Here is a 26,009-nt window from a genome sequence, read left to right on the forward strand (position 1 = left end):
TATCTACAGTCATTAACGGATACTTACACAAATGAAAAAAGATAAGTCTAGAGTAGAGGGTGTCGAGTGGGGTGAGGCCCAATTACGTGAATACCTGAATTTCACGACGTTCGACGGTACAGACAAGGATTTTCACTGCCTACACCGCGCCTACACACGCATGACTGCTGACGTATTTGCTGATTTTGTTGCACTGTTCAAGGCAGAAAACCGCAATATTCATGCAATAAATTTACAAGGCAAAACCCTCGCAGAGCTGATTGCCAGCCATGATAAGAGCGCTGACTACCTTACCGCGCTCACCAATTAAAAGTAGCGATTGAGCAAACCAAGCCTGTCTAGGCTTGGGTTTCGCTCTTAATGCGGGCTCTTTCTGTCTTATTATTAGCTGTTACTGTCTTAAAGTTTAGCTAGTGCTGCTTAACGTTAATTATGCAAATGCAGTCTTTCTTCTCTTATTCGCTACTCTTCTCTTAATTGCTGTAACGCCTCTGCCAATGTCGTCACTGCGATCACCTGAATGCCATCGATTGTCTTTTTAGGCTTATTGCCGATTGGCACTATCGCGCGTTTAAAACCATGCTTAGCCGCTTCGATAATGCGCTCTTGGCCATTAGGTACCGGACGAACTTCACCATTAAGCCCAAGCTCACCAAAAGCGACCCAATCAGCAGAGATAGGCTTATCTTTCAAACTCGATAAAATGGCCAATAGGCTAGCCAAGTCTGCAGCAGTTTCATTAACTCGAACACCACCGACCACATTAATAAATACATCCTGATCGCCAGTAAAAATTCCGCCGTGACGGTTCAGAATTGCCAGCATCATGTTTAATCGATTGGTATCCAAACCGACAGCAACGCGACGTGGATGACCCATGGTTGCGCCATCGACCAACGCCTGAAACTCAATCAGCATAGGTCGAGTTCCTTCCCAAACAACGGTGACTACCGAACCAGAGGATTGTTGCGCTGAGCGATTCAAAAAGATTGAACTCGGATTTTTTACTTCTTTTAAACCCGTATCCAACATAGCAAACACACCTAACTCGTTGACGGCACCAAAGCGATTTTTGATTGCTCTTAACGTCCGAAAGCGTGAATCACCCGAGCTTTCTAACATCACAGAAGCATCGATCATGTGCTCCAATACTTTCGGTCCCGCTAACGAGCCATCTTTAGTGACGTGGCCAACCAGAACTAAAATCGTCCCTGTTTGCTTCGCATAACGGGTTAGCCAAGCCGCCGATTCACGAACCTGAGAAACACTACCGGGAGCTGACTCAATAGCGGGGGCGTGCATTACCTGAATCGAGTCAATCACCAGAATTTTCGGCTGCAGGTCTTTTGCAACTTCAGTGATGCTTTCGACACTGGTTTCAGAAAGAATTTTTAAATCATCACGCGGTAAGTTGAGCCGCTGCGCACGCATGGCAACCTGCTGCATAGACTCTTCACCAGTGACGTACAAAACCGAATGTTGCTTAGCCATATGGCAAAGCGTCTGCAAAAGTAAGGTACTTTTACCTGCGCCCGGGTGACCGCCAATCAAGATCGCACTGCCAGCAACCATACCGCCACCGAGCACGCGATCAAATTCGCCAATACCAGTCGCTAATCGAGACTGCTCATTTAGATCAACGTCACTGAGCGCTTGCACCGAAGCCTTAGCACCGGCGTAACCAGCAAAACGATCGGGTTGAGAAAAATCCGGTCGGCCGGCGGGTGATTTTGCTTCACGAAATTCTTTCAGTGTATTCCACTCTTTGCACTCGCCACATTGCCCTTGCCACTTGGTGTAATCTGCGCCGCAACTGGTGCATACGAATTGGACTTTAGCTTTTGCCACTGTAAATATATCCAGTTATTGTAATAAAGCACCTTTATAACCAATGCAACAAACTGACTCAAGCCTATTTTCTCTTCGGCATAAGCGAGCAGCACTTGAATAGTCAGCTGAGCACCAGCATGATGCTCACTTTAGCTCGATAATTCTTGGGATCACTGATGACACGTATGAATTGGGAATCGCTACTGACGACGGCGAGAGAAGGGCATGACGCATTAGGTCCAGCAGACATGGGCCGAAGTCACTTCCACAAAGATCACGACCGCATTGTATTTTCCGGTGCGTTTCGCAAGCTCGGTGGTAAAACTCAGGTTCACCCATTAGCCAAGTACGATCATATTCACAACCGCCTCATTCATTCGATGGAAGTTGGCAGCGTGGGTCGCTCACTCGGTATTCGTGTCGCCGAAGAACTTAAACAAGAGCTGCCAATAGGCATTCAGGCTGACGACCTCGGTACCATTATTCAGTCTGCCTGCTTAGCGCACGACATCGGCAATCCGCCCTTTGGTCACGCTGGCGAATACGCCATTCAAGACTGGTTTAAGCGAGATGCCAATAAACATTATTTAGCTGGATTGACCGAATTAGAACGCTTAGACCTACAAAGCTTTGAAGGTAACGCACAAGGCTTTCGCACACTCAGCCAAATTGAATATCATTTCAATAATGGAGGTCTAAGACTTACCTTCCCAACGCTCGGCGCTTCGTTAAAATACCCTTGGACCGCAGACTTAGCAGGCGCTAAAGGCAAATTTAGCTGTTTCAAAAGCGAACTTAGAAACCTTGAAGAGCTAGCCAATAAACTAGGGCTCAAACGAAAAGCCGATGGCCGCTTTGCTCGCCATCCGCTCAGCTATTTAATGGAAGCAGCAGACGACATCTGTTACGCCTTGATCGATCTTGAAGATGCGGTCGAGCTTTCGATTATCGAATTCAGTGAAGTCAAAGACATCTTTTTAAGCATACAGGGCACGCAAGATCTCGACTTTGATGAAGAGGGGGTTTCATCGGCCCGACAGCTTTCTGCATTACGCAGCAAAACCATTGGTTGCATTATCGATGCTGTAGTAGAAGCCTTCATGCAAAACAAAGAGACGATCCTAAACGGCGAATTGGAAGGTGATTTAATAGCCCACTGTGCACCTGCGGTACGTGACGGAATTTATAAAGCCAAGGCATTGGCGGTAAATAAAGTCTTCAAGGATGCACAAAAAACTGAAACGGAAATTGGCGCTTACACGGTGCTCTCGACCCTGTTAGAAACCTTTATTGAAGCCGGTCACGAATACTATCAGCGACCCGATAAAAACAAGCTGTCTTACCGCACCAGTCGCGTTTTTGACCTAATGGGCGGCGAAGCACCGACAGCAAAGATGTCGCAGTATCAGGTGTACCAACGTATGGTCGACAACATTGCTGGCATGACTGATAACTACGCGCTGTATTTAGCAAAACAGTTTTCTGCACCGAGCTAACTAACTCTCATAAAATATCGGAGTGCTGGCCTAGCCTAAGCGCTGGGCCTTGCACTCATATGCCTACGAATTTCACCCTGCGATCGAAGTATAGTGCTCGACCAATTCACTGCGCTGCTCTTTTTTGAATGCACTAAGAGCGAGCTTTCGAGTAACTTCCTTACCCTTTTCATTAACCACAATGGTAAGTCGTTTCGGCTCGGCCGTTACGCTGACAATGTTGTTATTTTTAACCAACCACGGAGATGCTAAAGGAGCCAATTTAATCTCTGAATACTGATCGTACACTCGCACCACTTGCAAACGATAATTCAACACCCCAATAATGGTTGTACCGATACCCACAAACAGAAAAAACGGGGCATCCAATTGGTATAATACTTCATTCGTAATGATAACAATAATGCCCACAATAATCTGGCAGACTGGAAGGGCTTTTGGAAGTCCGTATACCTTTTTAGGTTGCTCTTTTATTAAATCTTCAGTCATTTTCTATATCCTTTAAAAACTCACGTTTGGACTCTTTGTCCATTTCATTTCTAACTGCCACAAGTCCCATCAACCCAGTGGGTAGACCAAGCACAAAACCCACCATGGCTAGATAAGCCCAAAGCTTATGTTTTGTTTTTATATAAAGCAGACCCAAAGCCGATAATATAAATGACGCACCAGACGTCATTGCATACAACCTATATTCGTCACCCGGTGTAGCTTCGAACGCAATACCGACAACCAATTGGAAAACCAACGGCGTGTAATATAACCAACCCATAATACATATCTCTTCATTTTTGCGACCTACTTCATTAAGGTCTCCGTCAGCTAAACTAACCGATCTATATCGATTTAACTAGACTGTTATATTGACTTGCGACCTATATTATCGGCCGCGTTATACTAGACTGGTCGAACTGATCCTTAGCTAAATGGCTGACTATGCTTGAAATAATCAAACCGCACCGCGCTAAAATTTTTGCTGCCCTTACTTTCACTATGGCGTTATTGTTTCCACATATCAGCCTCATCCAATCCTCTGGGCTTAATGACGCACAACTAAAAACCATCGCCATTCTATTATTAGCAGCGGTGCTTTGGGTGAGTGAGTGGGTGCCGTTGTTTATTGTCAGCTTTATTATTTTAGCGTTAGAAATAATCTGGCTATTACCTGCTATTCATCAGCTCGATATTAGCGCCACAGAAAGCTTATTTTTTTCGCCTTTTTTTTCCAACATTATTTTATTGTTCATGGGTGGCTTTGTGTTATCGAGCATCATGCAAAAAGCCGCACTGGACGCTCGCTTTGCCTTTTGGATACTTAAAATCACCAAGGGTGAGCCCAAAATTACGTTAATGGGCATCATTGCTGGCTGTATTTTTCTTTCAATGTGGCTCAGCAATACAGCAACCACGGCCATGATGTTGACGATGATTCTACCACTCATTAAACAGCTTAGGTTTGACTCTCCATTCCGAGTCGGGTTGATTTTAGCGATTCCGCTGTCATGCAATCTTGGCGGTATCGGCACACCGATCGGAACGCCACCCAATGCCATTGCGATGAGCTACTTAAACGCAAAAGGCATCGATGTCAGCTTTTTAGAATGGATCATCCTAACCTTACCGTTCTTGCTAATTACCGCGATCGTTTTGTGGTATGCCATTTTAAAAGTCTATCCACCGGGCAACGATGTTTTAAAAATGAGCGACAGCAAGATGGAACCCTTCAAAACCCGCCAATGGCTGACACTGTTTATATTTGTTGCAACGGCGATTGGCTGGCTAGTCGGCGGGCAGTTTGGCTTAGCAACAGGAACCATTGCACTGTTCCCAATTATTGCGGCCTTCTGGCTTGGCTTATTGGATCAAACCGACTTTCGAGCGCTGCCATGGGATGTTCTCTTTATGGTTGCAGGCGGTATTGCACTGGGCGTCGCCATTGATATTACCGACTTAGGTCAGGTCATTTTGAACCTGCTGCCAGCCTATGAAAACTTTTTATTCTTAGTCATTTTATTAGTCGTGACGGGTGCGTTTTTAGGCACCGTAATGAGTAACACTGCAACCGCAGGCTTGCTCATCCCGATTGTCGTATCATTAGCATTGCCGACGAATCAACTGTTGGTGTTGGTGTTAGCCATCACACTCAACTGCTCCACTGCGATGATACTGCCCATCAGTACACCACCGAACGCTATTGCTTTTGGCTCCGGAGTTATTGGCGTCAAAGACATTGCCAGAATGGGGCTATTGATGAATATTTTGGGCATCGTGTTAGCAATTAGCATAGGCCCTATTTACTGGTTTATGGTGCTATAGCAGCAACCTAGACTGACACCATTACCGCCAGACTTTTAGATTTAGTGAGGAGTTCAGCATGCAAGTCCACATACAAAAATGCCAAAACTGCAGCTCAACAAATTTGCGTAATATTATCGCCCGCGATGATGCGCAACGCGTGTTTGTGCAATGCCAAGATTGCGGCCATTTTGTTGCCCGCTACGTACTGGCACCGGGTGGATATTTTCACGAAGGGCGCGACTACGAAAGCTTTCTGCGCACCCGAATGCTCGACCGCGGCTACTCTTCTGGGCGTGATTTAAAATCTTTATATAAAGAAGTGTCTGAGTCTGCAAAAGAAGGCTTTGAAGAAACCTTAAAACGCACTAAAGAAAAGTACGGGGACGAATTGCCCTAATTCGTTTTTCGCCATTTCACATTATCTTCATCACCCTTACTTACCGTTGCGCGCGACAAACACTTAGCCGTAAACTCATCGTCTCTTGATGAACAAATAGTAAGGAAATCCATAGTGAAAAAAGCACATCATCTGTTGCCTATACTCATGGCAGCCTGTTCACCGATTGTCTTCGCCGCCACTGTCGAATTGCGGGTTATGGAAACAACCGACATTCACATGCATATCGCAAACTACGATTACTATAGAGATTCAGAAAGTGACTCCGTAGGGTTAGCAAAAGTTTCGACACTGATTAACCAAGCACGCAGCGAAGCAAGCAATGCCGTTTTAGTCGACAATGGCGACCTTCTGCAAGGCAATCCATTAGGTGACTACGTCGCAAAAGGGCGAGTACTGAGAGTGGGTGAAACTCACCCTGCATTTAAAGCCATGAACTTAATGGACTATGACGTCGGTAATGTCGGCAATCATGAATTCAATTACGGCTTAGATTTCTTAGCTAAATCACTGGCTGGTGCAAATTTCCCGTACGTTTCTGCCAATGTCTATGTCGATGATGGCGATAACAATCCGGACAACGACCAACCCTATTTCCAGCCTTACGTTATTCACACAAAGCAGGTGACTGACAACAAAGGCCAAAGCCAATCGATAAAAATAGGTTACATTGGTTTTACGCCACCTCAAATTATGAACTGGGATAAAGACAAGCTGACGCATCACGTGATCGCAAAAGACATTGTTGCCAGTGCCGAAAAATACATCCCTATGATGAAGTCTGAAGGTGCTGATTTAATTATTGCCATTCCACACAGTGGACTTTATGCCAACCCACGCATTGAAAAAGAAGAGCACGCGGTATATCACCTAGCTAAGGTTGAAGGTATCGATGCGATTTTATTCGGCCACTCGCATCAGGTTTTTCCTGGCGGAGCTTTATTTAACGACATGCCCGGCGTCGATAACGTTAATGGTACCGTTTTTGGAGTTCCTGCTGTGATGCCCGGTTTTTGGGGAAGCCACCTTGGCATCATCGATCTAACGTTAGAGCTTAACAACAATAGCTGGAAGGTGGTTAATAGCCACAGCCAAGTGCGAGCTATTTCTAAACGTGAAGGCCGTGAAGTTATTGCACTCGTGCCTGCGGATAAAAAAATTAACGACGCGATAAAACAAGACCATGAAGGCACACTGGCTTACATGCGCCAGAAAGTTGGTATCACTACTGCACCGATCTACAGTTACTTTTCACAAATTCAAGATGACCCTTCTGTACAGGTCGTTAACAATGCGCAGATTTGGTACGTAGAAAACATTGTCCGTGGTACTGAGTACGATGGTCTGCCGATTTTATCAGCAGCAGCACCCTTTAAAGCTGGCGGCCGCGGCGGTGCCGATTACTACACCGACGTTCCTAAAGGTGATATTGCGTTAAAAAATGTCTCTGATCTTTATATTTACCCGAACGATTTAAAAGTCGTTAAGTTAACAGGCGCTCAAGTTATTGAGTGGCTTGAACGTTCAGCAGGACAGTTTAATCAAATAGACCCGACACTTTCAGATAGCACTCAGCCATTAGTGAACGAATCATTTCCATCTTATAATTTTGATGTCATCGACGGTATCGAATACACAATCGATGTGACTCAGCCGAGTCGATATGCTGCGGACGGTTCTTTAGAAAACCCAAAAGCGCATCGTATTTTGGACGTTAAATTTAACAATAAACGGATCAATAAAAAGCAGGAATTTTTGATTGTAACCAATAATTATCGTTCTGGTGGCGGTGGCAAATTCCCGAACTTAGATGGCAGCACAACCATTATTGATGCACCAGATAAAAACCGTGACGTCATTGCAAACTACTTACTCAGCCAAGCAGAGATCAATCCACAAGCCGACGGCAACTGGTCTTTTGCAAACTGGGGCAATGCTCGTGTCACCATTCGTACATCACCTAAAGCCCGAGACTTTGCTGGAGATGACTTATCCTTTAAAGGTATACAAGAGGATGGTTTCGCACTGTTTGAATTTAACTAAACAGTCCTAAATAACTTAGAACAAAACCGCCAACGATGGCGGTTTTTTTATTTTTTAAAATATTCTTTCTAACAACTAACTAAATAAATTTAGCTAGCATTGCGATTATTTAACGCATTCCACCATTTTTTGGGTAATAAAATATTGACCAGCTTTAATATAATAATAAAGCGTCTCGGGAATTCGATAGTTGCTTTGCCTTTTTCTAAGCCACTAAAAACTCTCTTCGCCGCAGCGTCTGGTTCAACTAAAAATGGCATTGAAAAATCATTTTTATCGGTAAGCGGCGTTTTAACAAAACCCGGCCGAACTGTACTGACATGGATACCTTGAGGTTGAAGATCTAAACGCATAGTTGCGGCTAAGTAATCCAGACCCGCTTTAGAAGCACCGTAAGCTTGCGCTCGAGTAAAGGGCAAATAAACCACGCTTGAACTGACGAAAACTAATCGGCCACCTTTTGTGATCTTACTCACCAACGCCTCTAATAAATAACCGGTTGCAATAAGGTTAGTGTGAATCACACGGCTAAATAGATCAGAATCAAATTGCACGGCATCATCGATATACTCACAATCGCCTGCGTTAAGAACAACCATATCGATTTTCGTTAGCGGCTCTGCAGCCTTAAGCACATCGGCCTTACTGGTAATATCAAAGCTCAAGGTTTCAATGTTAGTGTTAAGCTGTGCTAATTGAGCTAAACGCTGCTCACTACGACCACAGGCAATAACTCGCCAACCTTGCTCTGCATAAAGCAAAGCTAAACTTTTACCTAACCCCGAGCTAGCACCAGTAATTAAAACAGTCTTCATTTTTTCGGCTCCTGTGAATTAATCTGTGAACAAAAAAACTGCGGGCGCCTCAGCAATAGACACTGTGATTTAAGAAGCAACCTATTTGAAAAGCGCGCTAACTTTTACGTTAGCGCATTGTAGATAGATCATATAAGGAGAGAATTGAGGCAATTCTTACTGCCTGTTGACGAACAGCCTCAATAAAGATTGAACTACGGCAAGTAGCCAAAAATTACAAAAACAGTCTTACTTATGCTCAACTGTTTCGATTTCATATTCCACTTCGCCGCCGGGTGTTTTCACCACGACAACATCGCCTTCTTCTTTACCAATCAAGGCTCGCGCAATTGGTGAGTTCACTGAAATTTTATTCAGTTTCACTTCGGCTTCATCATCACCGACAATGCGATAGCAAACGTTTTCATCGGTATCCAAATTGAGCAGCGTAACAGTGACACCAAAAATAACTTTGCCGCTATTTGGGATATCTTTTACATTGATGACTTGCGAGCCAGAAAGTCGGCCTTCAATGTCACTGATGCGTGCTTCGATAAAACCCTGTTGCTCTCGAGCAGCGTGGTACTCTGCATTTTCTTTTAAATCACCGTGCTCTCGAGCTTCTGCAATAGCTTCAATAACGGCAGGGCGCTTTACCGTTTTTAATTCTTTAAGCTCATCTTGCAGCGCCTGCTCACCTTCAACGGTCATTGGGTAACGTTGCATGTTTCATTTCCTCAGAACAAAAAGGGCGCTTAGCGCCCTTAAATTTAAATAGATAATGGTGTTAAATTATCACTGACATTAGCTGGCATGCAAGTCTTGCAAGCGGTTTACTGCGGTATCGCCGCGTAACTTCATTGCCATAACCGAGGCTTCTGCACCGGCTAACGTCGTGGTGTAATACACCTTATGTTGCAGTGCGCCTTTACGAATTTCGGCACTATCAACCATCGATTGGCGACCTTCTGTAGTGTTCATTACATAGGTCACTTCGTCGTTTTTAATCAGATCGACTAAATGCGGACGACCCTCTTTAACCTTATTGACAGACTCTGTCGGCAAACCGTTTTCAGTAAAGAATTGCGCCGTACCTTTGGTCGCAACCACTTCAAAACCAAGCGCGGTCAATTCTTTAGCCATCGACAAGGCTGCGGGCTTATCTTTGCTTTTAACAGAGATGATCACCTTTCCTTGAGTCGGCATAACTGCACCAGCACCTAAAGCGGCTTTGTAAAACGCTTCTGGGAAGCTCTTACCAGTGCCCATTACCTCACCTGTCGACTTCATCTCTGGGCTAAGAACCGGATCAACACCATGGAACTTATTAAACGGCATGACAGCTTCTTTCACCGAGAAGTAATCGGGAATGATTTCTTTGGTAAAGCCAATTTCAGCAAGCTTTTTACCGATCATGACTTGAGTACCAATTTTTGCAAGCGAGGTTCCAATGGCTTTAGAGACAAAAGGTACCGTACGTGAGGCTCGAGGGTTCACCTCAATAATGTACAACTTGCCGTCTTGCCAAGCCATTTGCACATTCATCAAACCGATAACATTCAGTTCTAACGCCATGTCTCGAACTTGCGCTCGAATCATATCCTGCGCGTCTTTCGGCAAACTGTAAGGCGGCAATGAGCAAGCAGAATCTCCGGAGTGAATACCGGCCTGTTCGATGTGCTGCATAATCGCGCCCATCACAACTTGCTCGCCATCACTGACACAGTCGATGTCCATTTCGATAGCATCATCTAAGAAGTGATCAAGCAATACTGGCGCGTCATTAGAAACCTGCACTGCTTCGTTCATATAGCGTCGCAAGTCATCCTCGCCATAAACAATCTCCATGGCTCGGCCACCCAGAACATACGAAGGACGAACAACCAATGGATAACCAATTTGATTGGCAATTGTCACCGCTTCATCCAAGCTTCGAGCAGTACCGTTTTCAGGCTGCAAGAGACCTAGTTTTTCTACCATGACTTGAAAGCGTTCACGATCTTCGGCGCGATCAATCGCATCTGGACTGGTGCCAATAATAGGAGCACCTGCGGCTTCTAAATCTCTCGCTAGCTTCAACGGTGTTTGACCACCGTAGTGAACAATAACACCTGTTGGTTTTTCTAATTCGATAATTTCCAATACGTCTTCTAACGTCACCGGCTCAAAGTAGAGACGATCCGAAGTGTCGTAATCGGTCGATACTGTTTCTGGGTTACAGTTGACCATAATGGTTTCGTAACCAGCTTCCTTGGCAGACAAGGCAGCATGAACACAGCAGTAATCAAATTCGATTCCCTGACCAATGCGGTTTGGTCCGCCACCGATAACCATAATTTTCTGACGATCGGTCACTGCCGCTTCACATTCTTCATCGTAAGATGAATACATGTACGCGGTATCCGATGCGAATTCAGCCGCGCAGGTATCAACCCGTTTATAAACCGGTTTAACATCTAACGCCCAACGCTTTTTACGAAATTCTTTTTCAGAAACACCCAGCAATTCAGCCAAACGCGTATCAGAAAAACCTTTGCGTTTGTATTTGCGCATCACCGATTGAGTGAAGTCTTTCAAACTTAATTGGCCCAGCTGGGCTTCGTCTTTTATCAGATCTTCAATCTGTACTAAGAACCAAGGGTCGATTGCCGTTAAGGCAAACACATCTTCAATGCTCTTACCCATACGGAACGCATCTGCGACATACCAAATTCGATCTGGCCCTGCTTCTCTTAATTCGCGCACCAAACTTTCTTCAGCATTGTCGCTATCCAAGTCGAGCATTGGATCAAAACCTGCAGCGCCAACTTCTAAACCACGCAGCGCTTTTTGCATCGATTCTTGGAAGTTACGACCAATAGCCATGACTTCGCCAACAGACTTCATCTGTGTGGTTAATCGATCATTCGCTTGTGGGAATTTTTCAAAAGCAAAACGTGGAATTTTAGTTACCACGTAATCGATACTTGGTTCAAACGACGCGGGTGTTACACCGCCAGTAATGTCGTTTTGCAACTCATCCAAGGTATAGCCGATCGCCAATTTGGCCGCCACTTTAGCAATTGGGAAGCCGGTCGCTTTTGAAGCTAATGCCGAAGAACGCGATACACGTGGGTTCATTTCAATAATGACCATACGACCATCTTTCGGATTAATACCGAACTGGACATTGGAACCGCCAGTTTCTACACCGATCTCACGCAATACCGCGAGCGAGGCGTTACGCATAATTTGGTATTCTTTATCGGTCAAGGTTTGCGCTGGCGCAACGGTAATGGAGTCACCGGTGTGAATCCCCATTGGATCGAAGTTTTCGATCGAACAAATAATGATGCAGTTATCCGCTTTATCACGCACAACTTCCATTTCATATTCTTTCCAACCGATGAGGCTTTCATCGATCAATAATTCGCTGGTTGGTGATAAATCCAAACCACGGCGACAGATTTGCTCAAACTCTTCTTTGTTATACGCAATGCCACCACCGGTGCCACCCATGGTAAAACTCGGTCGAATAATGGATGGAAAGCCAAGGCCTTCAACCACTTCCCAAGCTTCTTCCATGCTGTGAGCAATACCTGAACGGGGTGTTTCCAGACCAATCGCTTTCATTGCTTTATCGAAACGATCACGGTCTTCGGCCTTGTCGATAGTATCGGCATTAGCACCAATCATTTCCACGCCGTACTTTGCCAACACGCCATGCTTTTCTAGATCAAGGGCACAGTTTAATGCGGTTTGACCGCCCATGGTCGGCAATAAAACATCCGGCTTTTCTTTGGCGATGATTTTTTCAACTTCTTGCCAAGTAATGGGCTCAATGTAAGTTGCATCGGCCATGGCAGGGTCAGTCATAATGGTCGCTGGGTTAGAGTTGACCAAAATAACTCGATAGCCTTCTTCGCGAAGTGCCTTACAAGCTTGCGCGCCGGAGTAATCGAATTCACACGCCTGACCAATAACGATCGGACCGGCACCTAATATTAAAACGCTTTGAATGTCGGTACGTTTAGGCATTAGCTGCTTTCTCCATGTCTTCAATGAATTGATCAAATAATGGAGCGACATCGTGAGGCCCCGGGCTTGCTTCTGGATGGCCTTGGAAGCTAAACGCCAACTTATCGGTACGACGAATACCTTGCAAAGACTGGTCAAATAAAGAGCGGTGCGTCATCTCTAAATTATCCGGTAAGGTCGTTTCATCCAGTGCAAAACCGTGGTTCTGGCTGGTAATCATGACTGTTTTTTCAGCAATGGTTTCGACCGGATGGTTGGCTCCGTGATGACCAAATTTCATTTTGATCGACTTAGCACCACTGGCAAGCCCCAACAATTGGTGCCCAAGGCAGATGCCGAAAACAGGAACAGCGGTTTCTAAGATTTGTTGAATGGCTGTAATGGCGTAATCGCATGGCTCAGGATCACCAGGGCCGTTGGAAAGAAAAACACCATCGGGTTTCAACGCTAGCACCTCACTGGCCGGAGTCTGTGCAGGCACGACGGTTATACGGCAGCCGCGATCGGCCAACATACGAAGAATATTGCGTTTAACGCCGTAATCGTATGCGACAACGTGGTACTTACTGGTATCCGGCTTGGTGTGGCCTTGGCCCAACTTCCAGCTGCCTTCGGTCCACTGGTACGCTTCACTCACGGTCACTTCTTTCGCAAGATCCATACCTTTTAAGCCCGCAAAGCCACTGGCTAATTCAAGTGCGCGAGCTTCATCGAGATCATCACCGGCCATAATGCAGCCATTTTGAGCGCCTTTTTCACGCAAGATACGAGTCAATCGGCGAGTATCGATATCGGCAATAGCCACGACCTTTCGCTCAACCAAATAGTCTTGCAGTGATTGTTCACTGCGAAAATTACTATGTAGCAATGGCAAGTCACGAATCACCAGACCTGCGGCCCAGACTTGATCAGACTCTTCATCTTCTGATGTAACACCTGTATTGCCGATGTGAGGATACGTTAATGTTACGATTTGGCGGGCATACGATGGATCAGTCAAAATTTCTTGATAACCGGTCATGGCAGTATTAAACACCACCTCACCAATTGACTCCCCATTAGCACCAATGCTGATGCCTCTAAAAATACTTCCGTCTTCGAGCGCGAGTATGGCAGGCGTACTCAAGATCCCTTCCCCTTATGAATGAATGGACGATTGAGAGAACTGGCTAAGGCAGACTTGTTATTTAGCGATCTAATATTCGTAAAAAAGCGAGATGAAGATAACCTCACCCCGCTCCTTTAAATATTAAAACTGCGCATAGAAAGCACAGCCACTAGTGTTATAAGCTTTTATTAGATGAGCATCCTTTAAAAGCACACCGCATCAGCCAATGAGCGTATAAATTACGCTCAAAAAATTTGCTGAATTCTAATTAAAAGGTGGCAAATTGTCCATTAAATTCGAAGCTCTAGCGAATAAAGTTAATTTGATGGACTAGGGTCATAAAACAACTCAATATGACAAGCTCGGCCACTGGTCAGCCAGCGTATTTAATGAGACTATCCTGTTGTTCACGGATGTTGAGAGGGCAGTTACTATGTCGCAAACAAGCCAAGTCGTCGACACTATAAAAAAAATACTCAGAGAAAAACGCATTACTTACGCGGACGTCGCCGTTCATTTAGAACTCAGTGAAGCCAATGTAAAACGTATGTTTTCTCGCCGACACTTTACGCTAGAGCGACTAGAAGAAATCTGCACGCTGGCCGAAGTCGACCTCGAATACCTAATTCAGCGCATGCAAGAAGACTCGAAAATCACCAATGAACTCACTAAAGAAATTGAGACTGAGCTGGTCAGCAACATAAAGCTACTGATTATCGCCCAACTGTTAATCAATCGCTGGACCGTAGAAGAGATTCAAGCCGCCTATACTTTCGATGAACTTGAGACCATTCGCCTTTTAGCTCGCCTAGACAAGCTCGGCATTATCGAACTACTACCGGGAAATCGAGTAAAAACACTGATCTCGCGACATTTTAAGTGGGTTCACAACGGCCCCGTTCAAAAGTTCTTCAAACAGCAGGTTGCGCAAGAATTTTTTGACTGCCACTTCAAAACAGAAGCCGGTGAATTGTTGATCTTTAGTTATGGTCAGGTGACTCGGTCATCGAATGCCCAGTTACAGAAGAGCATGATTCGCTTGGCGCGAGAGTTCGATGACATCTGCAAAGAAGATGCAAAGCAACCTCTAGATCAGACCTATGGCACCGGCATTACAATAGCCATGCGGCCGTGGGAATTAAGTGTTTTTAATGAATACCGCCGCGAGCCAAATACTAAGCGTTTTTAATCAATGATTTCGCTCTCTGAAATCTGGCGATTGGTTATGGAATAATAAAAGGAAGCAAAAATAGTTAGATGCAAAACAACACCAAGCTCTAACTAGGCGTGAGTATCTAGGTTAACACCAACTTCTTGACGCATTTGAGCCTCATAGGCCTGCATAATAGCGTGAGCTGTTTCTTGAGCTCGATTAAAAAATGCATCATTACGCTCGGCCGATTGCTCAGGTTGGGCGTCATCTGAATCATCAGACTCTGACTCTCTATCTGCTTCAGAATCCTCGACAATCTCTTCACTCGAAAATAGCGAAGTAAACTCAATAGATGATTCAGTAGCCTCATCAGAAGGTTCTGATGCAGCATTTTCGATTGTCTCTGTACGCATTTCAACCTGTGCATCAATCTGCATTTTTAATGCAATTGAGGCAACTTGTCGGTCTTGCTCTGAAGGTTCTGCAGGCGCTAGAGCCGCGGCACGCACTGTTCGAGCTTTTGAGATAGTTGCTTCAGGATCACCTGGCACTTCTGCTACATCGATAGGAACTTCACCGCTTGTGGCATAACGCTGACCATTAGGGCCGCGGGTATAATCCAAGCTGATCGCACCAGCATATTGACCTCCCACACTCTTATGAGCTTGCTCATGCTGGCGAACTTCTTGGTCTCTAGCGGATAGTTTGTCGATGAGCTCCATCTCTGATTGCTCAATCGACTGCTGAACACGAGAAACCTCTTCCGACTCTACTCGCTGAGTTCCCTCAGTAGGTTCTTCGCTTGTACTTGTCTGTGGCTGGTCTGCGATTGTCTGACTGGATACGCGAACGCTTTGCTCTGCAGCAACACGACCTGGCTGGCTAATGTGAGTAGCGTTGCTTTCGCTGCTCGAAGATAAGGCTTCAACCGGAGAAAAAACACGATTTTCATTTTCTCGGCGCTGACGAGTCTCTGCCGCAGGGTCGCTAGACGCTGCAAAAGTGGGGGTTATCGCATTTGGAAACATTCCACTGACAGTAGACATAATGGTTACTCTTTAATTGCTTAGCTTCGATCGTTAATGGCTTTCGAATATTAGTGATTTTCCAAACACCAATTAACCTCGAATACCAAGCTCTATACTCGAATATCGATAAGCGTGCCTAGCGTTTCATCGGCAGCTTCGACAACCTTAGCGCTGGCTTTAACATCGGTTTCAGCTTTAAGCTCGTCTGTTCGAGCTTGTACGTAATCATCATTTTCTGGCTTATTCAATTTAGCCGTTTGATCAGCAGCCTTATTCAATGATTCAACACCGCTTTGAATACCTGACAAACCGACGCTCATTGCAGATTCAATCATGATCGCTCTCCTAGATAAAATTAGATTACCGCTTTTACTGTTCATATTTTAGTCAAGCAGGGCGCTTTTGCTGTTATTTTTTGTATATGCGGCTAAAGTTTTCCGCTTTTTGAACGACAAAAAGCCGACGCCCCATGACTTAACCTCAAAACCCTCTACAATAAGCCCGCTATATATCTGCCCTTAAACCGAACAGTGATCAATAACTGGAATTTCCCTTATGAGTCAAAAACACCCTTTTCAGCAGTTAAGCCAAGATCGAATCATCGACTGGCTGGAAACTTTAGGTGTCTATAGTGACTATCGAATCTACCCTCTGAACAGTTATGAAAACCGCGTATACCGAGTCGGGATAGAAGATGACCAGCCGATTGTCATGAAAATCTACCGACCTGATCGCTGGTCTAAGCAGCAAATAGAGGAAGAACTGACCTTCACCCAACAACTTTATGATGCAGAGCTGCCCGTCGTGCCTGCACTAGAGTTAGGCAATCAGCGGCTTCACGAACGAGACGGCTTCTACTTTGCCTGCTTTCCAATGCGCGCTGGCCACGCATTTGAATTAGACAACGCCGATAAACTATACCGTATTGGTCAATTACTCGGCCGACTGCATGGCTTAGGTAAACAGCAATCCTTCAATCAACGCAGCCAGCTTTCTTTTATTCAACCTATTCGTGAATCACTGGTGTTTTTCCAGCATAGCGCTCTTATTCCCGACGACATACGAGACAACTACCTAACAACACTGACTCACTTAGAAAATCTACTGCAACCTTTTGAGAACAGCCTAGCCAATGACTCCTTGATTCGCGTGCATGGTGATTTTCATGCTGGCAACATCCTTACGCGTGACGAGAACATCCTGATTGTCGATTTTGACGATACGCTAACCGGCCCTGCGATGCAGGACATCTGGAAGCTGCTGTCGGGCTCTGACCACGAACAACAGGCACAGCTGTCCGAACTGAGTGAAGGCTACGAACAATTTTTAGAGTTCCCCAACACTCAACTGAAACTCATTGAGCCACTGCGCACTCGACATATGGTTAACCACAATTTGTGGATTGCTAAGCGTTGGAACGATCCCGCATTTCCAAAAGCCTTTCCTTGGTATGGCGAGTCACGCTATTGGAGTGAGCATTTACTGGCGCTCAGAGAGCAATGGTCGATTCTGCAAGAACTCATCTAACTATTTAAAGCATTAATCCGCCGCTAAATCTGTCAGAGTTCGATAAAGCTTTTCCGTCAACTGCTTCAGCTGGCGAGCTTCGTCTACTTCCATATTCACCCGGCAAGCCAGAGCCTCAGGAATAGAGGCGGCCTTCTCACGCAAGGCTTGCCCCTCAGCAGTCAACAACAAGCGCTTTTGCCGCGAATCGCTGGCCGATTTGTGTCGCTGAATCAAACCTTTCGACTCCAAGCGCGCCAACATCGGTGTCAAAGTTCCCGCATCGAATCGAGTATGCTCAACTAAATCCTTAATGATGACATCGTCTTGCTGCCATAACGACAGCATCACCAAATACTGCGGATAAGTTAGCTCTAAAGCCTCAAGCAAAGGCCGGTAAGAGCGAACTAAAGCATTGGCGGCAGAGTAAATCGAGTGGCAAATCTGATTCTCTAGCTTTAACTGTTTTGGCGTATCCATAAGCATTCCACTATTTTTGACATTATTTTGCGCGCAAAGCATTGACAGGTCAACCAGCTTCGCCCATTATTTTGCGCACAAACTTTATTAATAACCCTATTTTGAGACCCTCTTATGAAAGGAACTAAGATTATGAGCATTATCGTCATCGTACTGGTCGCATTCATCGCGTTGAATGCGCTACGTATCTATATGCAGAACAACCAAACACCAACATTGGGTGTAGAAAACGGACAACTTAAGCCAGTCAGCAAAAAGCCTAACAACGTCTCCACTCAGGCGGTCGATGAAGCCAAAAGAGTCGAGCCATTAGCGATGAAGGGCTCAATAGAAGAAACCATGCAAGCATTAAAGTCAGCGGTTGAAAGCTACGGCGGCGCGAACATTGAGACAGAGACAGGCAACTACCTCTATGTCATTTTTACTACCGCCCGTATGAAATATCACGATGACGCAGAATTCTGGATTGACGAAGCAAAGGGTGTTGTTCATTTCCGCTCTGCCAGTCGCGCGGGTTATTCAGATATGGGACTCAATCGTAAACGTTATGAGGAGCTAGCTGAACTTTACTCAAGTCTGTAGGTCAAATTATCCGACTATACTGAAAATTTAGTCAGTCAAACTCATAACCTTTACTCACTAATAACAATGGAAATAACATGGAAAAATTCGACCTTATCGTAATTGGATCCGGTGCTGCAGGCCTAACCTCGGCATTCACTGCACTGGGCTTTGGCAAGTCGGTATTGATCATCGAAAAATACAAAAGCGGTGGCGAATGTACATGGTCTGGCTGTGTTCCGAGTAAAGGTTTAATCAATCAGGCTAAAGATATTTATACCGCCAAAAAGTATGCCGATGTAACCGTCGACACCGCGCAAGTACTGAACAAGGTTCGCGCGATTCGAGAAGGCATTTACCAGCATGAAACACCAGAGGTGCTGGAAAAAGCCGGAGCGGTATTTGTACAAGGGCAGGCGGTTTTTGAATCTAGCAATAACATTCGTGTTGGCGATAAAACCTACACTGCCAAAAAAGTCATCATTGCGACGGGTTCTTCACCGATGGTACCGGCTATTCCAGGTTTGGATTCCGTCCCCTATCTAACCAACGAAAACTTTTTTGAACAAACGCAATTACCGAAATCAATCATTGTTTTAGGCGCTGGTGCGATTGGCATGGAGCTTTCTCAATCAATGAATCGCCTAGGTGTGAAAGTCACCGTGGTTGAAATGATGCCAGAAGTGATGTTCCGAGAAGAGCCAGAATTCAGTAAGGTGATTCGAGAAAAATTAACTGCTGAAGGTATTGAGTTCCACATTGGCACCAAGGCTGTCGGCGTTGAAAAAACCGACCAAGGCATTCTGCTCAGTGTTGAAAAAGATGGCCAACACAGCACCCTAGAAGCGGAGACTATATTGGTCGCGCTTGGCCGATCGCCAAATATTCAAGGCATGAACTTAGACGCGGTGGGCATTAAAACGGATCGTCATATCGTTGTCGATGCAGGCTTACAAACGACAGCTAAAGGCGTCTACGCTTGTGGCGATGTCGCAGGTCCATATCTATTAAGCCACATGGCGAACTACCAAGGCAAAATTGCCACCATGAACGCGCTATTACCAATTAAACGAAAAGTAAATTACCAGCACGTCAGTTGGGCCACCTTTACTGATCCTGAATTTGCCCGTGCAGGTTTAACCGAAGCTGAAGCTCGCGATCTCTACGGTAATAACGTACGCGTTTATCATTACGACTTTAACAAACTCGATCGCGCGCAAACCAAAGAAGGGGATCACGGCCAGATTAAATTGATTACCAATCAAAAAGGCCGTGTACTTGGCGCGCACATTATTGCCGATCGCGCGGGTGAGTTAATTGCAGAAGTGCAAACCATTAAAACGCTAGGCATCAACTTCGCAAAATTACAGGGTGTCATTCACCCGTATCCAACCTACGCTGATGCTTTACGACAAATAGCCCAGCAAGTATTTATCGACAACCTATTAAACTTACCGATTGTTAAACTATTCCGTAAGAACAAATAGCAGCTTGGGCCAGCCTAGCGTTAGGCACTAACCTCGAATATGGCGCACGCGAAAGCTGCGCCCTTTAACTTTACCTTGGCTTATCTTAGCTAAAGCCGTTTTCAACTGTTGTCGTTTCACCGCAAAGTAAGCGCTATTATCCTGCACGGCAATTTTTCCAACGTCATCTCCGGCAATGCCTTCACCGTTAGTTAACGCACCGACAATATCACCCGGCCTTACTTTTTGTTTTTTACCACCGTCGATTTGCAACGTCACCATGCTTGGCTGATAAGCAGGGATGTCGTCGTAATGGCTTTCTGGCCATAGCGTAGGCTGTGCAATCGGGTCTTGATCCAACGCCAAATCGAGTAATCGATGGCCGTCCTTATCATTAAAAAATGTATAGGCAACGCCGCTTTCGCCAGCTCTACCTGTTCGGCCAATCCGGTGGGTATGAACTTCAGGGTCTCGTGCCAATTGGAAATTAAACACCGCATCGAGTGATTGTATATCTAAGCCGCGAGCGGCTACATCAGTCGCCACTAAAATCGAGACACTGTGATTAGCAAAACGAATCAAGGCTTCACTTCGTTGCCGCTGATCCATATCGCCATGTAATGCAATAGCGCTATAACCACGCGCTTTGATTTCATCGACTACTTCATCAACATCACGTTTGGTATTACAAAACACGATTGCAGACTCAGGCTGATCACTGGCTAACAATCGCATCAGCAACACAAACCGTTGCTCGTGTTGTTCGACTCGATAAAATTTTTGCTCAATCGATGGCGCGGTTTGAACCGATTCAACTTTAATACGCTCTGGCTTACTCAGCACGCGCTGGGCAATTTTTTCAATTTGCTCTGGATAGGTTGCACTAAACATCAACGACTGACGCTTTGTAGGCAGTTGCGCCACAATGGTATCAAGTGTTTCCTGAAAGCCCATATCGAGCATACGATCTGCTTCATCCAACACCAGCGTGCGAATATCCGAAGTTTTTAACGTACCTTTTCTTAAGTGCTCTTCAATACGACCCGGCGTTCCGACGACAATATGAGCACCATGCTCTAATGAACCAATCTGTGGCCCAAAAGGCATTCCGCCACACAAAGTCAGTACTTTGATGTTGTGAATCAAACGGGCAAGCTTACGTATTTCTTGAGCAACCTGATCGGCCAACTCACGAGTAGGGCACATCACCAGCGCCTGTATGCGAAAGTTTGAGACATCTAAGTTTTGTAATAATGCCAAACCAAAGGCAACGGTTTTACCCGAGCCTGTTTTCGCTTGCGCAATGATGTCCTTGCCTTCTAACACATAGGGCAAGCTTTCTTTCTGAATCGGCGTGAAGTCGGTAAAGCCTAACGTAACTAAGTTTTTTTTAAGCTCTGGTTTAAGGTTAAGCTGATCAAATGTGCTCACGAATTAGGTGTTCCTTATTAAAACTGTATCGATGATACCGCGGCTTCTGGCATCTGTATCATTATTGGGTGTAATTTTGGATCGAGCCATTGCATGACTAATATGGGTAGCATAAATAGTATGAGCAGTATGAATAGTATAGATACCTTTGTCCCACCAAACCGTCTTAACCAACCACAGCGGGCATCGACGCATTAACCAAAATCCACTCATCGTCGAAGCGACTCGGATTGTATGCTTGTTCATAGCAATGGTAAACCGAGCTTAGCAATTAAAGCTGCGGCGGAATGATGACCACCGATCGATAAATATAAAGTTTTTTATTAACAACCAGACATAAAAAAAGCCTGCAAATGCAGGCTTATTCATCATTTAAAATACCGAAATATTCGAACCGTTATTTTTTCTCGGCAGGTTTTTGATCCGCTTTCTTCTTAATCACGGTAGTGCCTTCAAAGGTTTCACCTTCGACATAAGCCTGACCATGATACGAATCGAGCAAGACTTCTCGCAATTCCGATATTAATGGATAGCGAGGGTTTGCACCGGTGCATTGGTCATCAAAGGCATCAACCGAAAGCTCATCGAGTTTGGCCATAAAGTCTGCTTCTGGCACGCCTGCTTCTTTAATAGATTTAGGAATGTCGAGCTGGTCTTTCAACTCTTCTAACCAAGCCAGTAGCCGCTCAATTTTTTGGGCGGTTCGGTCACCCGGTTGCACCAAACCTAAATGCTCAGCCACTTCAGCATAACGGCGACGTGCCTGTGGACGGTCGTATTGCGAAAATGCGGTTTGCTTGGTTGGGTTATCATTCGCGTTATAACGAACCACGTTGGCAATTAATAAGGCGTTAGAGAGACCGTGCGGCAAATGGAACTCGGCTCCTAATTTATGCGCCATGGAATGACAAACACCTAAGAATGCGTTGGCAAAAGCAATACCTGCAATCGTTGCGGCATTGTGCACTTTTTCGCGCGCAATCGGGTCAGCAGCGCCGTTGGCATAACTGGATGGTAAATACTCTTTTAAGATCTTCAATGCTTGCAGCGCCTGACCATCAGAATACTCATTCGCCAATACTGAAACATAGGCTTCAAGTGCGTGAGTCACTGCATCGTAACCACCAAAAGCAGTTAACGACTTCGGCATATTCATCACTAGATTAGCATCTACAATCGCCATCTGTGGTGTTAGTTCATAATCGGCTAACGGATATTTAGCACCGGTTTTATCGTCCGTAACTACAGCAAAAGGTGTCACTTCAGAGCCAGTACCAGACGTTGTCGTAATACAAACCAGTTCGGCTTTTTTACCCATTTTCGGGAATTTATAAATACGTTTGCGAATGTCCATAAAACGCATCGCCAACTCTTCGAATGCCGTCTCTGGGTGTTCATACATTACCCACATAATTTTTGCAGCATCCATCGGTGAACCACCACCGAGGGCGACAATGACGTCTGGCTGGAAGCTTGCCATCATGTCCGCACCTTTACGTACAACGGATAAGGTTGGGTCAGCTTCGACATCGAAGAACACCTGAACTTCCATACCTTGAGCTTTTAATAAACTGACGATGTCATCGGCATAGCCGCTGTTAAATAGAAAACGGTCGGTCACTAAGAAGGCACGTTTTTTACCTTCCAGATCACCCAATGCAATCGGTAAACTGCCGCGGCGGAAATAGATAGACTTAGGAAGTTTATGCCACAACATGTTTTCAGCCCTCTTAGCAACGGTCTTTTTATTGATTAGGTGTTTGGGTCCAACATTCTCAGAAATTGAATTACCACCCCAAGAACCACAGCCTAAGGTGAGTGAAGGTGCAACATTAAAGTTATACAGATCGCCAATGCCGCCGTGAGTCGTTGGGATATTTACCAACAGTCGTGCGGTTTTTAATTTATCGCCAAAGTAACGAATGCGATCTTCATTTATATCTTGGTTAGTATACAAACCAGAGGTGTGACCGATGCCGCCAATCTCAACCATCGCGACGGCCTGATCAATGGCATCTTCAAAATCTTTCGCACGGAACATTCCTAATACTGGCGATAATTTTTCATGTGCGAATTCGTCATCTGCAGTCACTCGCTTGCCTTCACCAACCAAAATTTTGGTATCGGTCGGCACCTTAACTCCGGCCATCTCTGCAATTTTTGTCGCAGGCTGGCCAACAATGTTGGCGTTTAAGGCACCATCGATAAAGATGGTTTTACGTACCTTATCGGCTTCTGCTTTGGTTAACACATAGGCTTTATGAGAGGCGAAACGTTCTTTCACCTCATCATAGATATCATCATGAACAATCACCGCCTGCTCAGAAGCACAGACCACGCCGTTATCGAAGGTTTTAGACATTAACACCGAGGCAACGGCGCGTTTCACATCAGCAGTTTCATCAATCACCACCGGCACATTACCAGCGCCAACACCAATAGCTGGTTTACCAGAAGAGTAAGCCGCCTTCACCATGCCTGGGCCACCGGTTGCTAAAATCAAAGCAATATCAGGGTGCTTCATTAGAGCATTAGAAAGCTCAACCGAAGGCTCTTCAATCCAGCCGATAATATCTTTTGGAGCACCGGCAGCAACGGCAGCTTCGAGTACTAATTTAGCCGCGTCGTTGGTTGAATTTTTAGCACGAGGATGCGGTGAAAAGATAATCGCATTACGAGTTTTTAGCGCGATTAACGATTTAAAAATGGCTGTCGACGTTGGGTTGGTTGTCGGCACAATACCGCAAATAATACCGACCGGCTCAGCAATCGTCATAGTGCCTAGGTTTTCATCTTCTTCTAGAACACCACAGGTTTTTTCGTCTTTATATTTGTTGTAGATAAACTCCGACGCAAAGTGATTTTTAATCACCTTATCTTCAACAATGCCCATTCCCGATTCGGCAACAGCTTGCTGTGCTAACGGTATACGAGCTTGGTTAGCAGCCAGAGAGGCGGCACGAAATATTTTATCGACCTGTTCCTGTGTAAAGCTGGCAAACTCAGCTTGCGCCGCTTTTACACGCGAAACCATAGCGTTCAACTGCTCTAAGGGGGTTTGACTTTTTTGTGTCATTTTTATTGTCTCCGAGATTTTTGAAAGCTTTAGTGACGACGCTAGATTGCTTATGCAATTGTTATTTTTATGTTCACTAGCGTAGTGTATTTTGCTGGTGACACTAAATAGGCTTGAGTCCCACCAGCAAAATAGGCTGCAACTCGACTTCGAATGACTGAGCAAAAGTGTAAGAAAACTACAGACCAAGCGATTGACGTGGGTCATTTTTTGCCAGAATTCCTAGCTTCCAGCCAAGAAAAGCTCGAAACCGATCACAGAATCGCCTAGACCAAACATCTCACTTTTAACATTGTTGTAACTTAGCAACATATTTATTTGTACGCTGCCACCACAACTGTGTAAAAATAACGACTCCTTTTTTGCTCCATTGTTGCTACGAAGTATCACGCCTATGAAGTCTGAACGCCGAGCCATTATTTATGCCTTAGTTGCCGTCGCGCTTTGGTCTACCGTTGCCACTGCTTTTAAAATTGCCCTACAACAGGTTGATGTTATTCACCTATTAGCAGGCGCGAGCACGGTCTCGTTATGCGCATTCAGCTTACTGTTACTACAGAAAAAGCAGTTGCTCAATGCGATACGGGCACTAAAAACCCATTGGCGTATGCAGCTGGCGCTCGGCCTAATAAACCCAATTTTCTACTACTTAATCTTATTTGAGGCTTATCGTCGCTTGCCAGCTCAAGTCGCTCAACCAATAAATTACACCTGGGCAATTACGTTGGCGCTGTTGAGCGTACCACTGTTAAAACAGAAGCTTTCTGGCTATAGCCTAATCGGCTTAGCTATCGGCTACGGTGGCGTGGTAATCATTTCGATGGCGGGGCAACAGGTTACCGGCACATTGGACATAGTTGGTTTGAGCTTGGCGTTAATCTCGACTCTGTTATGGGCTAGCTATTGGCTGCTAAACACGAAAAACTCTCAAGATGCTTTAACCTCATTGTTTCAAAGCTTTCTTATTGCGAGTCCGATTTTAATCGCCGCAGCAATGCTATTTGGTAGCAACACAATCATCTGGCACGCAAAAGCCGTTTTCAGCATACTTTACGTTGGGCTGTTTGAAATGGGCATTACTTTCGTATTTTGGCAGCTGGCATTGCATCACACTCAGAATACGGCGCGTATTGGATCACTTATTTTTCTATCGCCATTTGTCAGCCTATTTCTCATTCATCTAATTCTTGGTGAGCCGCTGCAATTGAAAACCTTTTTTGGTCTAGCGCTTATTATTACTGGCGTGGTTATCGCACAAAAATCGACTAAAGTTCGATAATTTTTTATCAGTTATTACTTTTTAATTGTTTTTTGATTAGATTAGC

The 26,009-nt window shown here is 45.2% G+C and carries 22 protein-coding genes; 10 read left to right on the plus strand and 12 right to left on the minus strand.

The features are described 5' to 3' along the window. The first annotated feature begins 31 nt into the window (after positions 1-31). Positions 32-310 (plus strand): PA4642 family protein, encoded by a 279-nt coding sequence (locus FME95_RS07905; RefSeq protein ID WP_147713844.1) that lies wholly within the window; start codon positions 32-34, stop codon positions 308-310. Positions 311-462: 152 nt separating this feature from the next. On the opposite strand, the gene radA is transcribed toward FME95_RS07905, so the two are convergent. Then, on the minus strand, positions 463-1,848 hold the full coding sequence (gene radA, locus FME95_RS07910; RefSeq protein WP_147713845.1) for a DNA repair protein RadA: 1,386 nt from the start codon (positions 1,846-1,848) through the stop codon (positions 463-465). Between the two features lie 158 nt (positions 1,849-2,006). Between radA and FME95_RS07915 the strand changes: the two genes are divergently transcribed. Beyond that, on the plus strand, positions 2,007-3,326 hold the full coding sequence (locus FME95_RS07915; RefSeq protein WP_147713846.1) for a deoxyguanosinetriphosphate triphosphohydrolase: 1,320 nt from the start codon (positions 2,007-2,009) through the stop codon (positions 3,324-3,326). Positions 3,327-3,398: 72 nt separating this feature from the next. On the opposite strand, the gene FME95_RS07920 is transcribed toward FME95_RS07915, so the two are convergent. Together FME95_RS07920 and FME95_RS07925 are read right to left on the minus strand one after the other, a co-directional pair. Next, a complete protein-coding gene (locus FME95_RS07920) occupies positions 3,399-3,815 on the minus strand; it encodes a hypothetical protein (RefSeq protein WP_147713847.1) in 417 nt (138 codons plus the stop codon). Further along, positions 3,808-4,098: a hypothetical protein gene (locus FME95_RS07925; RefSeq protein WP_147713848.1), complete on the minus strand. Its 291-nt coding sequence runs from the start codon at positions 4,096-4,098 to the stop codon at positions 3,808-3,810. The genes FME95_RS07920 and FME95_RS07925 overlap by 8 nt, the downstream gene beginning before the upstream one ends. 164 nt (positions 4,099-4,262) lie before the next feature. Between FME95_RS07925 and FME95_RS07930 the strand changes: the two genes are divergently transcribed. The 3 genes from FME95_RS07930 to FME95_RS07940 all read left to right on the plus strand — a co-directional run bounded on the left by FME95_RS07930 (position 4,263) and on the right by FME95_RS07940 (position 8,064). Further along, positions 4,263-5,642: an SLC13 family permease gene (locus tag FME95_RS07930; protein WP_147713849.1), complete on the plus strand. Its 1,380-nt coding sequence runs from the start codon at positions 4,263-4,265 to the stop codon at positions 5,640-5,642. Positions 5,643-5,700: 58 nt separating this feature from the next. After that, the gene (locus tag FME95_RS07935) at positions 5,701-6,021 is read left to right on the plus strand and encodes a hypothetical protein (protein ID WP_147713850.1); all 321 of its coding nucleotides are present in this window, start codon (positions 5,701-5,703) and stop codon (positions 6,019-6,021) included. Between the two features lie 147 nt (positions 6,022-6,168). Beyond that, a complete protein-coding gene (locus FME95_RS07940; protein ID WP_147714394.1) occupies positions 6,169-8,064 on the plus strand; it encodes a bifunctional 2',3'-cyclic-nucleotide 2'-phosphodiesterase/3'-nucleotidase in 1,896 nt (631 codons plus the stop codon). Positions 8,065-8,153: 89 nt separating this feature from the next. On the opposite strand, the gene FME95_RS07945 is transcribed toward FME95_RS07940, so the two are convergent. From FME95_RS07945 to carA, 4 genes are all read right to left on the minus strand, one after another. After that, a complete protein-coding gene (locus FME95_RS07945) occupies positions 8,154-8,879 on the minus strand; it encodes an SDR family NAD(P)-dependent oxidoreductase (protein ID WP_147713851.1) in 726 nt (241 codons plus the stop codon). Positions 8,880-9,107: 228 nt separating this feature from the next. Next, on the minus strand, positions 9,108-9,584 hold the full coding sequence (greA, locus tag FME95_RS07950; protein WP_147713852.1) for a transcription elongation factor GreA: 477 nt from the start codon (positions 9,582-9,584) through the stop codon (positions 9,108-9,110). A 78-nt stretch (positions 9,585-9,662) separates the two neighbouring features. Continuing rightward, positions 9,663-12,875 carry a carbamoyl-phosphate synthase large subunit gene (gene carB, locus FME95_RS07955; protein ID WP_147713853.1) on the minus strand — a complete coding sequence of 1,071 codons (3,213 nt, stop codon included), beginning with the start codon at positions 12,873-12,875 and terminating at the stop codon, positions 9,663-9,665. Then, a complete protein-coding gene (carA, locus tag FME95_RS07960; RefSeq protein ID WP_147713854.1) occupies positions 12,868-14,001 on the minus strand; it encodes a glutamine-hydrolyzing carbamoyl-phosphate synthase small subunit in 1,134 nt (377 codons plus the stop codon). The genes carB and carA overlap by 8 nt, the downstream gene beginning before the upstream one ends. A gap of 415 nt (positions 14,002-14,416) precedes the next feature. On the opposite strand from carA, the gene FME95_RS07965 reads away from it, so the two are divergent. Continuing rightward, positions 14,417-15,172, plus strand: a complete 756-nt coding sequence (locus FME95_RS07965; RefSeq protein WP_147713855.1) for a helix-turn-helix domain-containing protein — start codon at positions 14,417-14,419, stop codon at positions 15,170-15,172. 92 nt (positions 15,173-15,264) lie between these two features. On the opposite strand, the gene FME95_RS07970 is transcribed toward FME95_RS07965, so the two are convergent. Together FME95_RS07970 and FME95_RS07975 are read right to left on the minus strand one after the other, a co-directional pair. After that, a complete protein-coding gene (locus FME95_RS07970) occupies positions 15,265-16,182 on the minus strand; it encodes a putative metalloprotease CJM1_0395 family protein (protein ID WP_147713856.1) in 918 nt (305 codons plus the stop codon). 92 nt (positions 16,183-16,274) lie between these two features. Continuing rightward, positions 16,275-16,499, minus strand: a complete 225-nt coding sequence (locus FME95_RS07975; protein ID WP_147713857.1) for a flagellar biosynthesis protein FlgE — start codon at positions 16,497-16,499, stop codon at positions 16,275-16,277. 220 nt (positions 16,500-16,719) lie between these two features. Between FME95_RS07975 and FME95_RS07980 the strand changes: the two genes are divergently transcribed. Then, the gene (locus tag FME95_RS07980; RefSeq protein ID WP_147713858.1) at positions 16,720-17,691 is read left to right on the plus strand and encodes a serine/threonine protein kinase; all 972 of its coding nucleotides are present in this window, start codon (positions 16,720-16,722) and stop codon (positions 17,689-17,691) included. Positions 17,692-17,703: 12 nt separating this feature from the next. Here FME95_RS07980 and FME95_RS07985 read toward each other — a convergent pair whose 3' ends face one another. Continuing rightward, positions 17,704-18,150: a MarR family winged helix-turn-helix transcriptional regulator gene (locus tag FME95_RS07985; RefSeq protein ID WP_147713859.1), complete on the minus strand. Its 447-nt coding sequence runs from the start codon at positions 18,148-18,150 to the stop codon at positions 17,704-17,706. A 132-nt stretch (positions 18,151-18,282) separates the two neighbouring features. Here FME95_RS07985 and FME95_RS07990 point away from each other — a divergent pair, with 132 nt between their 5' ends. Both FME95_RS07990 and FME95_RS07995 read left to right on the plus strand, forming a co-directional pair. Further along, entirely contained in the window at positions 18,283-18,732 is a 450-nt protein-coding gene (locus tag FME95_RS07990) for a DUF1499 domain-containing protein (protein ID WP_147713860.1), read from the plus strand. 77 nt (positions 18,733-18,809) lie between these two features. Beyond that, positions 18,810-20,198, plus strand: coding sequence for a dihydrolipoyl dehydrogenase family protein (locus tag FME95_RS07995; RefSeq protein ID WP_147713861.1), 1,389 nt, complete (start codon positions 18,810-18,812; stop codon positions 20,196-20,198). A gap of 27 nt (positions 20,199-20,225) precedes the next feature. On the opposite strand, the gene dbpA is transcribed toward FME95_RS07995, so the two are convergent. Beyond that, positions 20,226-21,608: an ATP-dependent RNA helicase DbpA gene (dbpA, locus tag FME95_RS08000; protein ID WP_147713862.1), complete on the minus strand. Its 1,383-nt coding sequence runs from the start codon at positions 21,606-21,608 to the stop codon at positions 20,226-20,228. Positions 21,609-22,005: 397 nt separating this feature from the next. Further along, positions 22,006-24,684 (minus strand): bifunctional acetaldehyde-CoA/alcohol dehydrogenase, encoded by a 2,679-nt coding sequence (gene adhE, locus FME95_RS08005; RefSeq protein ID WP_147713863.1) that lies wholly within the window; start codon positions 24,682-24,684, stop codon positions 22,006-22,008. 394 nt (positions 24,685-25,078) lie between these two features. Here adhE and FME95_RS08010 point away from each other — a divergent pair, with 394 nt between their 5' ends. Further along, entirely contained in the window at positions 25,079-25,963 is an 885-nt protein-coding gene (locus tag FME95_RS08010; protein ID WP_147713864.1) for a DMT family transporter, read from the plus strand. Positions 25,964-26,009: the final 46 nt, after the last annotated feature.

The organism is Reinekea thalattae (assembly GCF_008041945.1).
Classification (GTDB): Bacteria; Pseudomonadota; Gammaproteobacteria; order Pseudomonadales; family Natronospirillaceae; genus Reinekea; species Reinekea thalattae.

Bases quoted from the DNA above. Each gene is read 5' to 3' on its own strand.
- FME95_RS07905 (WP_147713844.1), top strand. From the start codon at position 32: ATGAAAAAAGATAAGTCTAGAGTAGAGGGTGTCGAGTGGGGTGAGGCC.
- FME95_RS07915 (WP_147713846.1), top strand. From the start codon at position 2,007: ATGACACGTATGAATTGGGAATCGCTACTGACGACGGCGAGAGAAGGG.
- FME95_RS07920 (WP_147713847.1), bottom strand. From the start codon at position 3,815: ATGACTGAAGATTTAATAAAAGAGCAACCTAAAAAGGTATACGGACTT.
- FME95_RS07925 (WP_147713848.1), bottom strand. From the start codon at position 4,098: ATGGGTTGGTTATATTACACGCCGTTGGTTTTCCAATTGGTTGTCGGT.
- FME95_RS07930 (WP_147713849.1), top strand. From the start codon at position 4,263: ATGCTTGAAATAATCAAACCGCACCGCGCTAAAATTTTTGCTGCCCTT.
- FME95_RS07935 (WP_147713850.1), top strand. From the start codon at position 5,701: ATGCAAGTCCACATACAAAAATGCCAAAACTGCAGCTCAACAAATTTG.
- FME95_RS07940 (WP_147714394.1), top strand. From the start codon at position 6,169: ATGGCAGCCTGTTCACCGATTGTCTTCGCCGCCACTGTCGAATTGCGG.
- FME95_RS07945 (WP_147713851.1), bottom strand. From the start codon at position 8,879: ATGAAGACTGTTTTAATTACTGGTGCTAGCTCGGGGTTAGGTAAAAGT.
- greA (WP_147713852.1), bottom strand. From the start codon at position 9,584: ATGCAACGTTACCCAATGACCGTTGAAGGTGAGCAGGCGCTGCAAGAT.
- carB (WP_147713853.1), bottom strand. From the start codon at position 12,875: ATGCCTAAACGTACCGACATTCAAAGCGTTTTAATATTAGGTGCCGGT.
- FME95_RS07965 (WP_147713855.1), top strand. From the start codon at position 14,417: ATGTCGCAAACAAGCCAAGTCGTCGACACTATAAAAAAAATACTCAGA.
- FME95_RS07970 (WP_147713856.1), bottom strand. From the start codon at position 16,182: ATGTCTACTGTCAGTGGAATGTTTCCAAATGCGATAACCCCCACTTTT.
- FME95_RS07975 (WP_147713857.1), bottom strand. From the start codon at position 16,499: ATGATTGAATCTGCAATGAGCGTCGGTTTGTCAGGTATTCAAAGCGGT.
- FME95_RS07980 (WP_147713858.1), top strand. From the start codon at position 16,720: ATGAGTCAAAAACACCCTTTTCAGCAGTTAAGCCAAGATCGAATCATC.
- FME95_RS07985 (WP_147713859.1), bottom strand. From the start codon at position 18,150: ATGGATACGCCAAAACAGTTAAAGCTAGAGAATCAGATTTGCCACTCG.
- FME95_RS07990 (WP_147713860.1), top strand. From the start codon at position 18,283: ATGAGCATTATCGTCATCGTACTGGTCGCATTCATCGCGTTGAATGCG.
- FME95_RS07995 (WP_147713861.1), top strand. From the start codon at position 18,810: ATGGAAAAATTCGACCTTATCGTAATTGGATCCGGTGCTGCAGGCCTA.
- adhE (WP_147713863.1), bottom strand. From the start codon at position 24,684: ATGACACAAAAAAGTCAAACCCCCTTAGAGCAGTTGAACGCTATGGTT.
- FME95_RS08010 (WP_147713864.1), top strand. From the start codon at position 25,079: ATGAAGTCTGAACGCCGAGCCATTATTTATGCCTTAGTTGCCGTCGCG.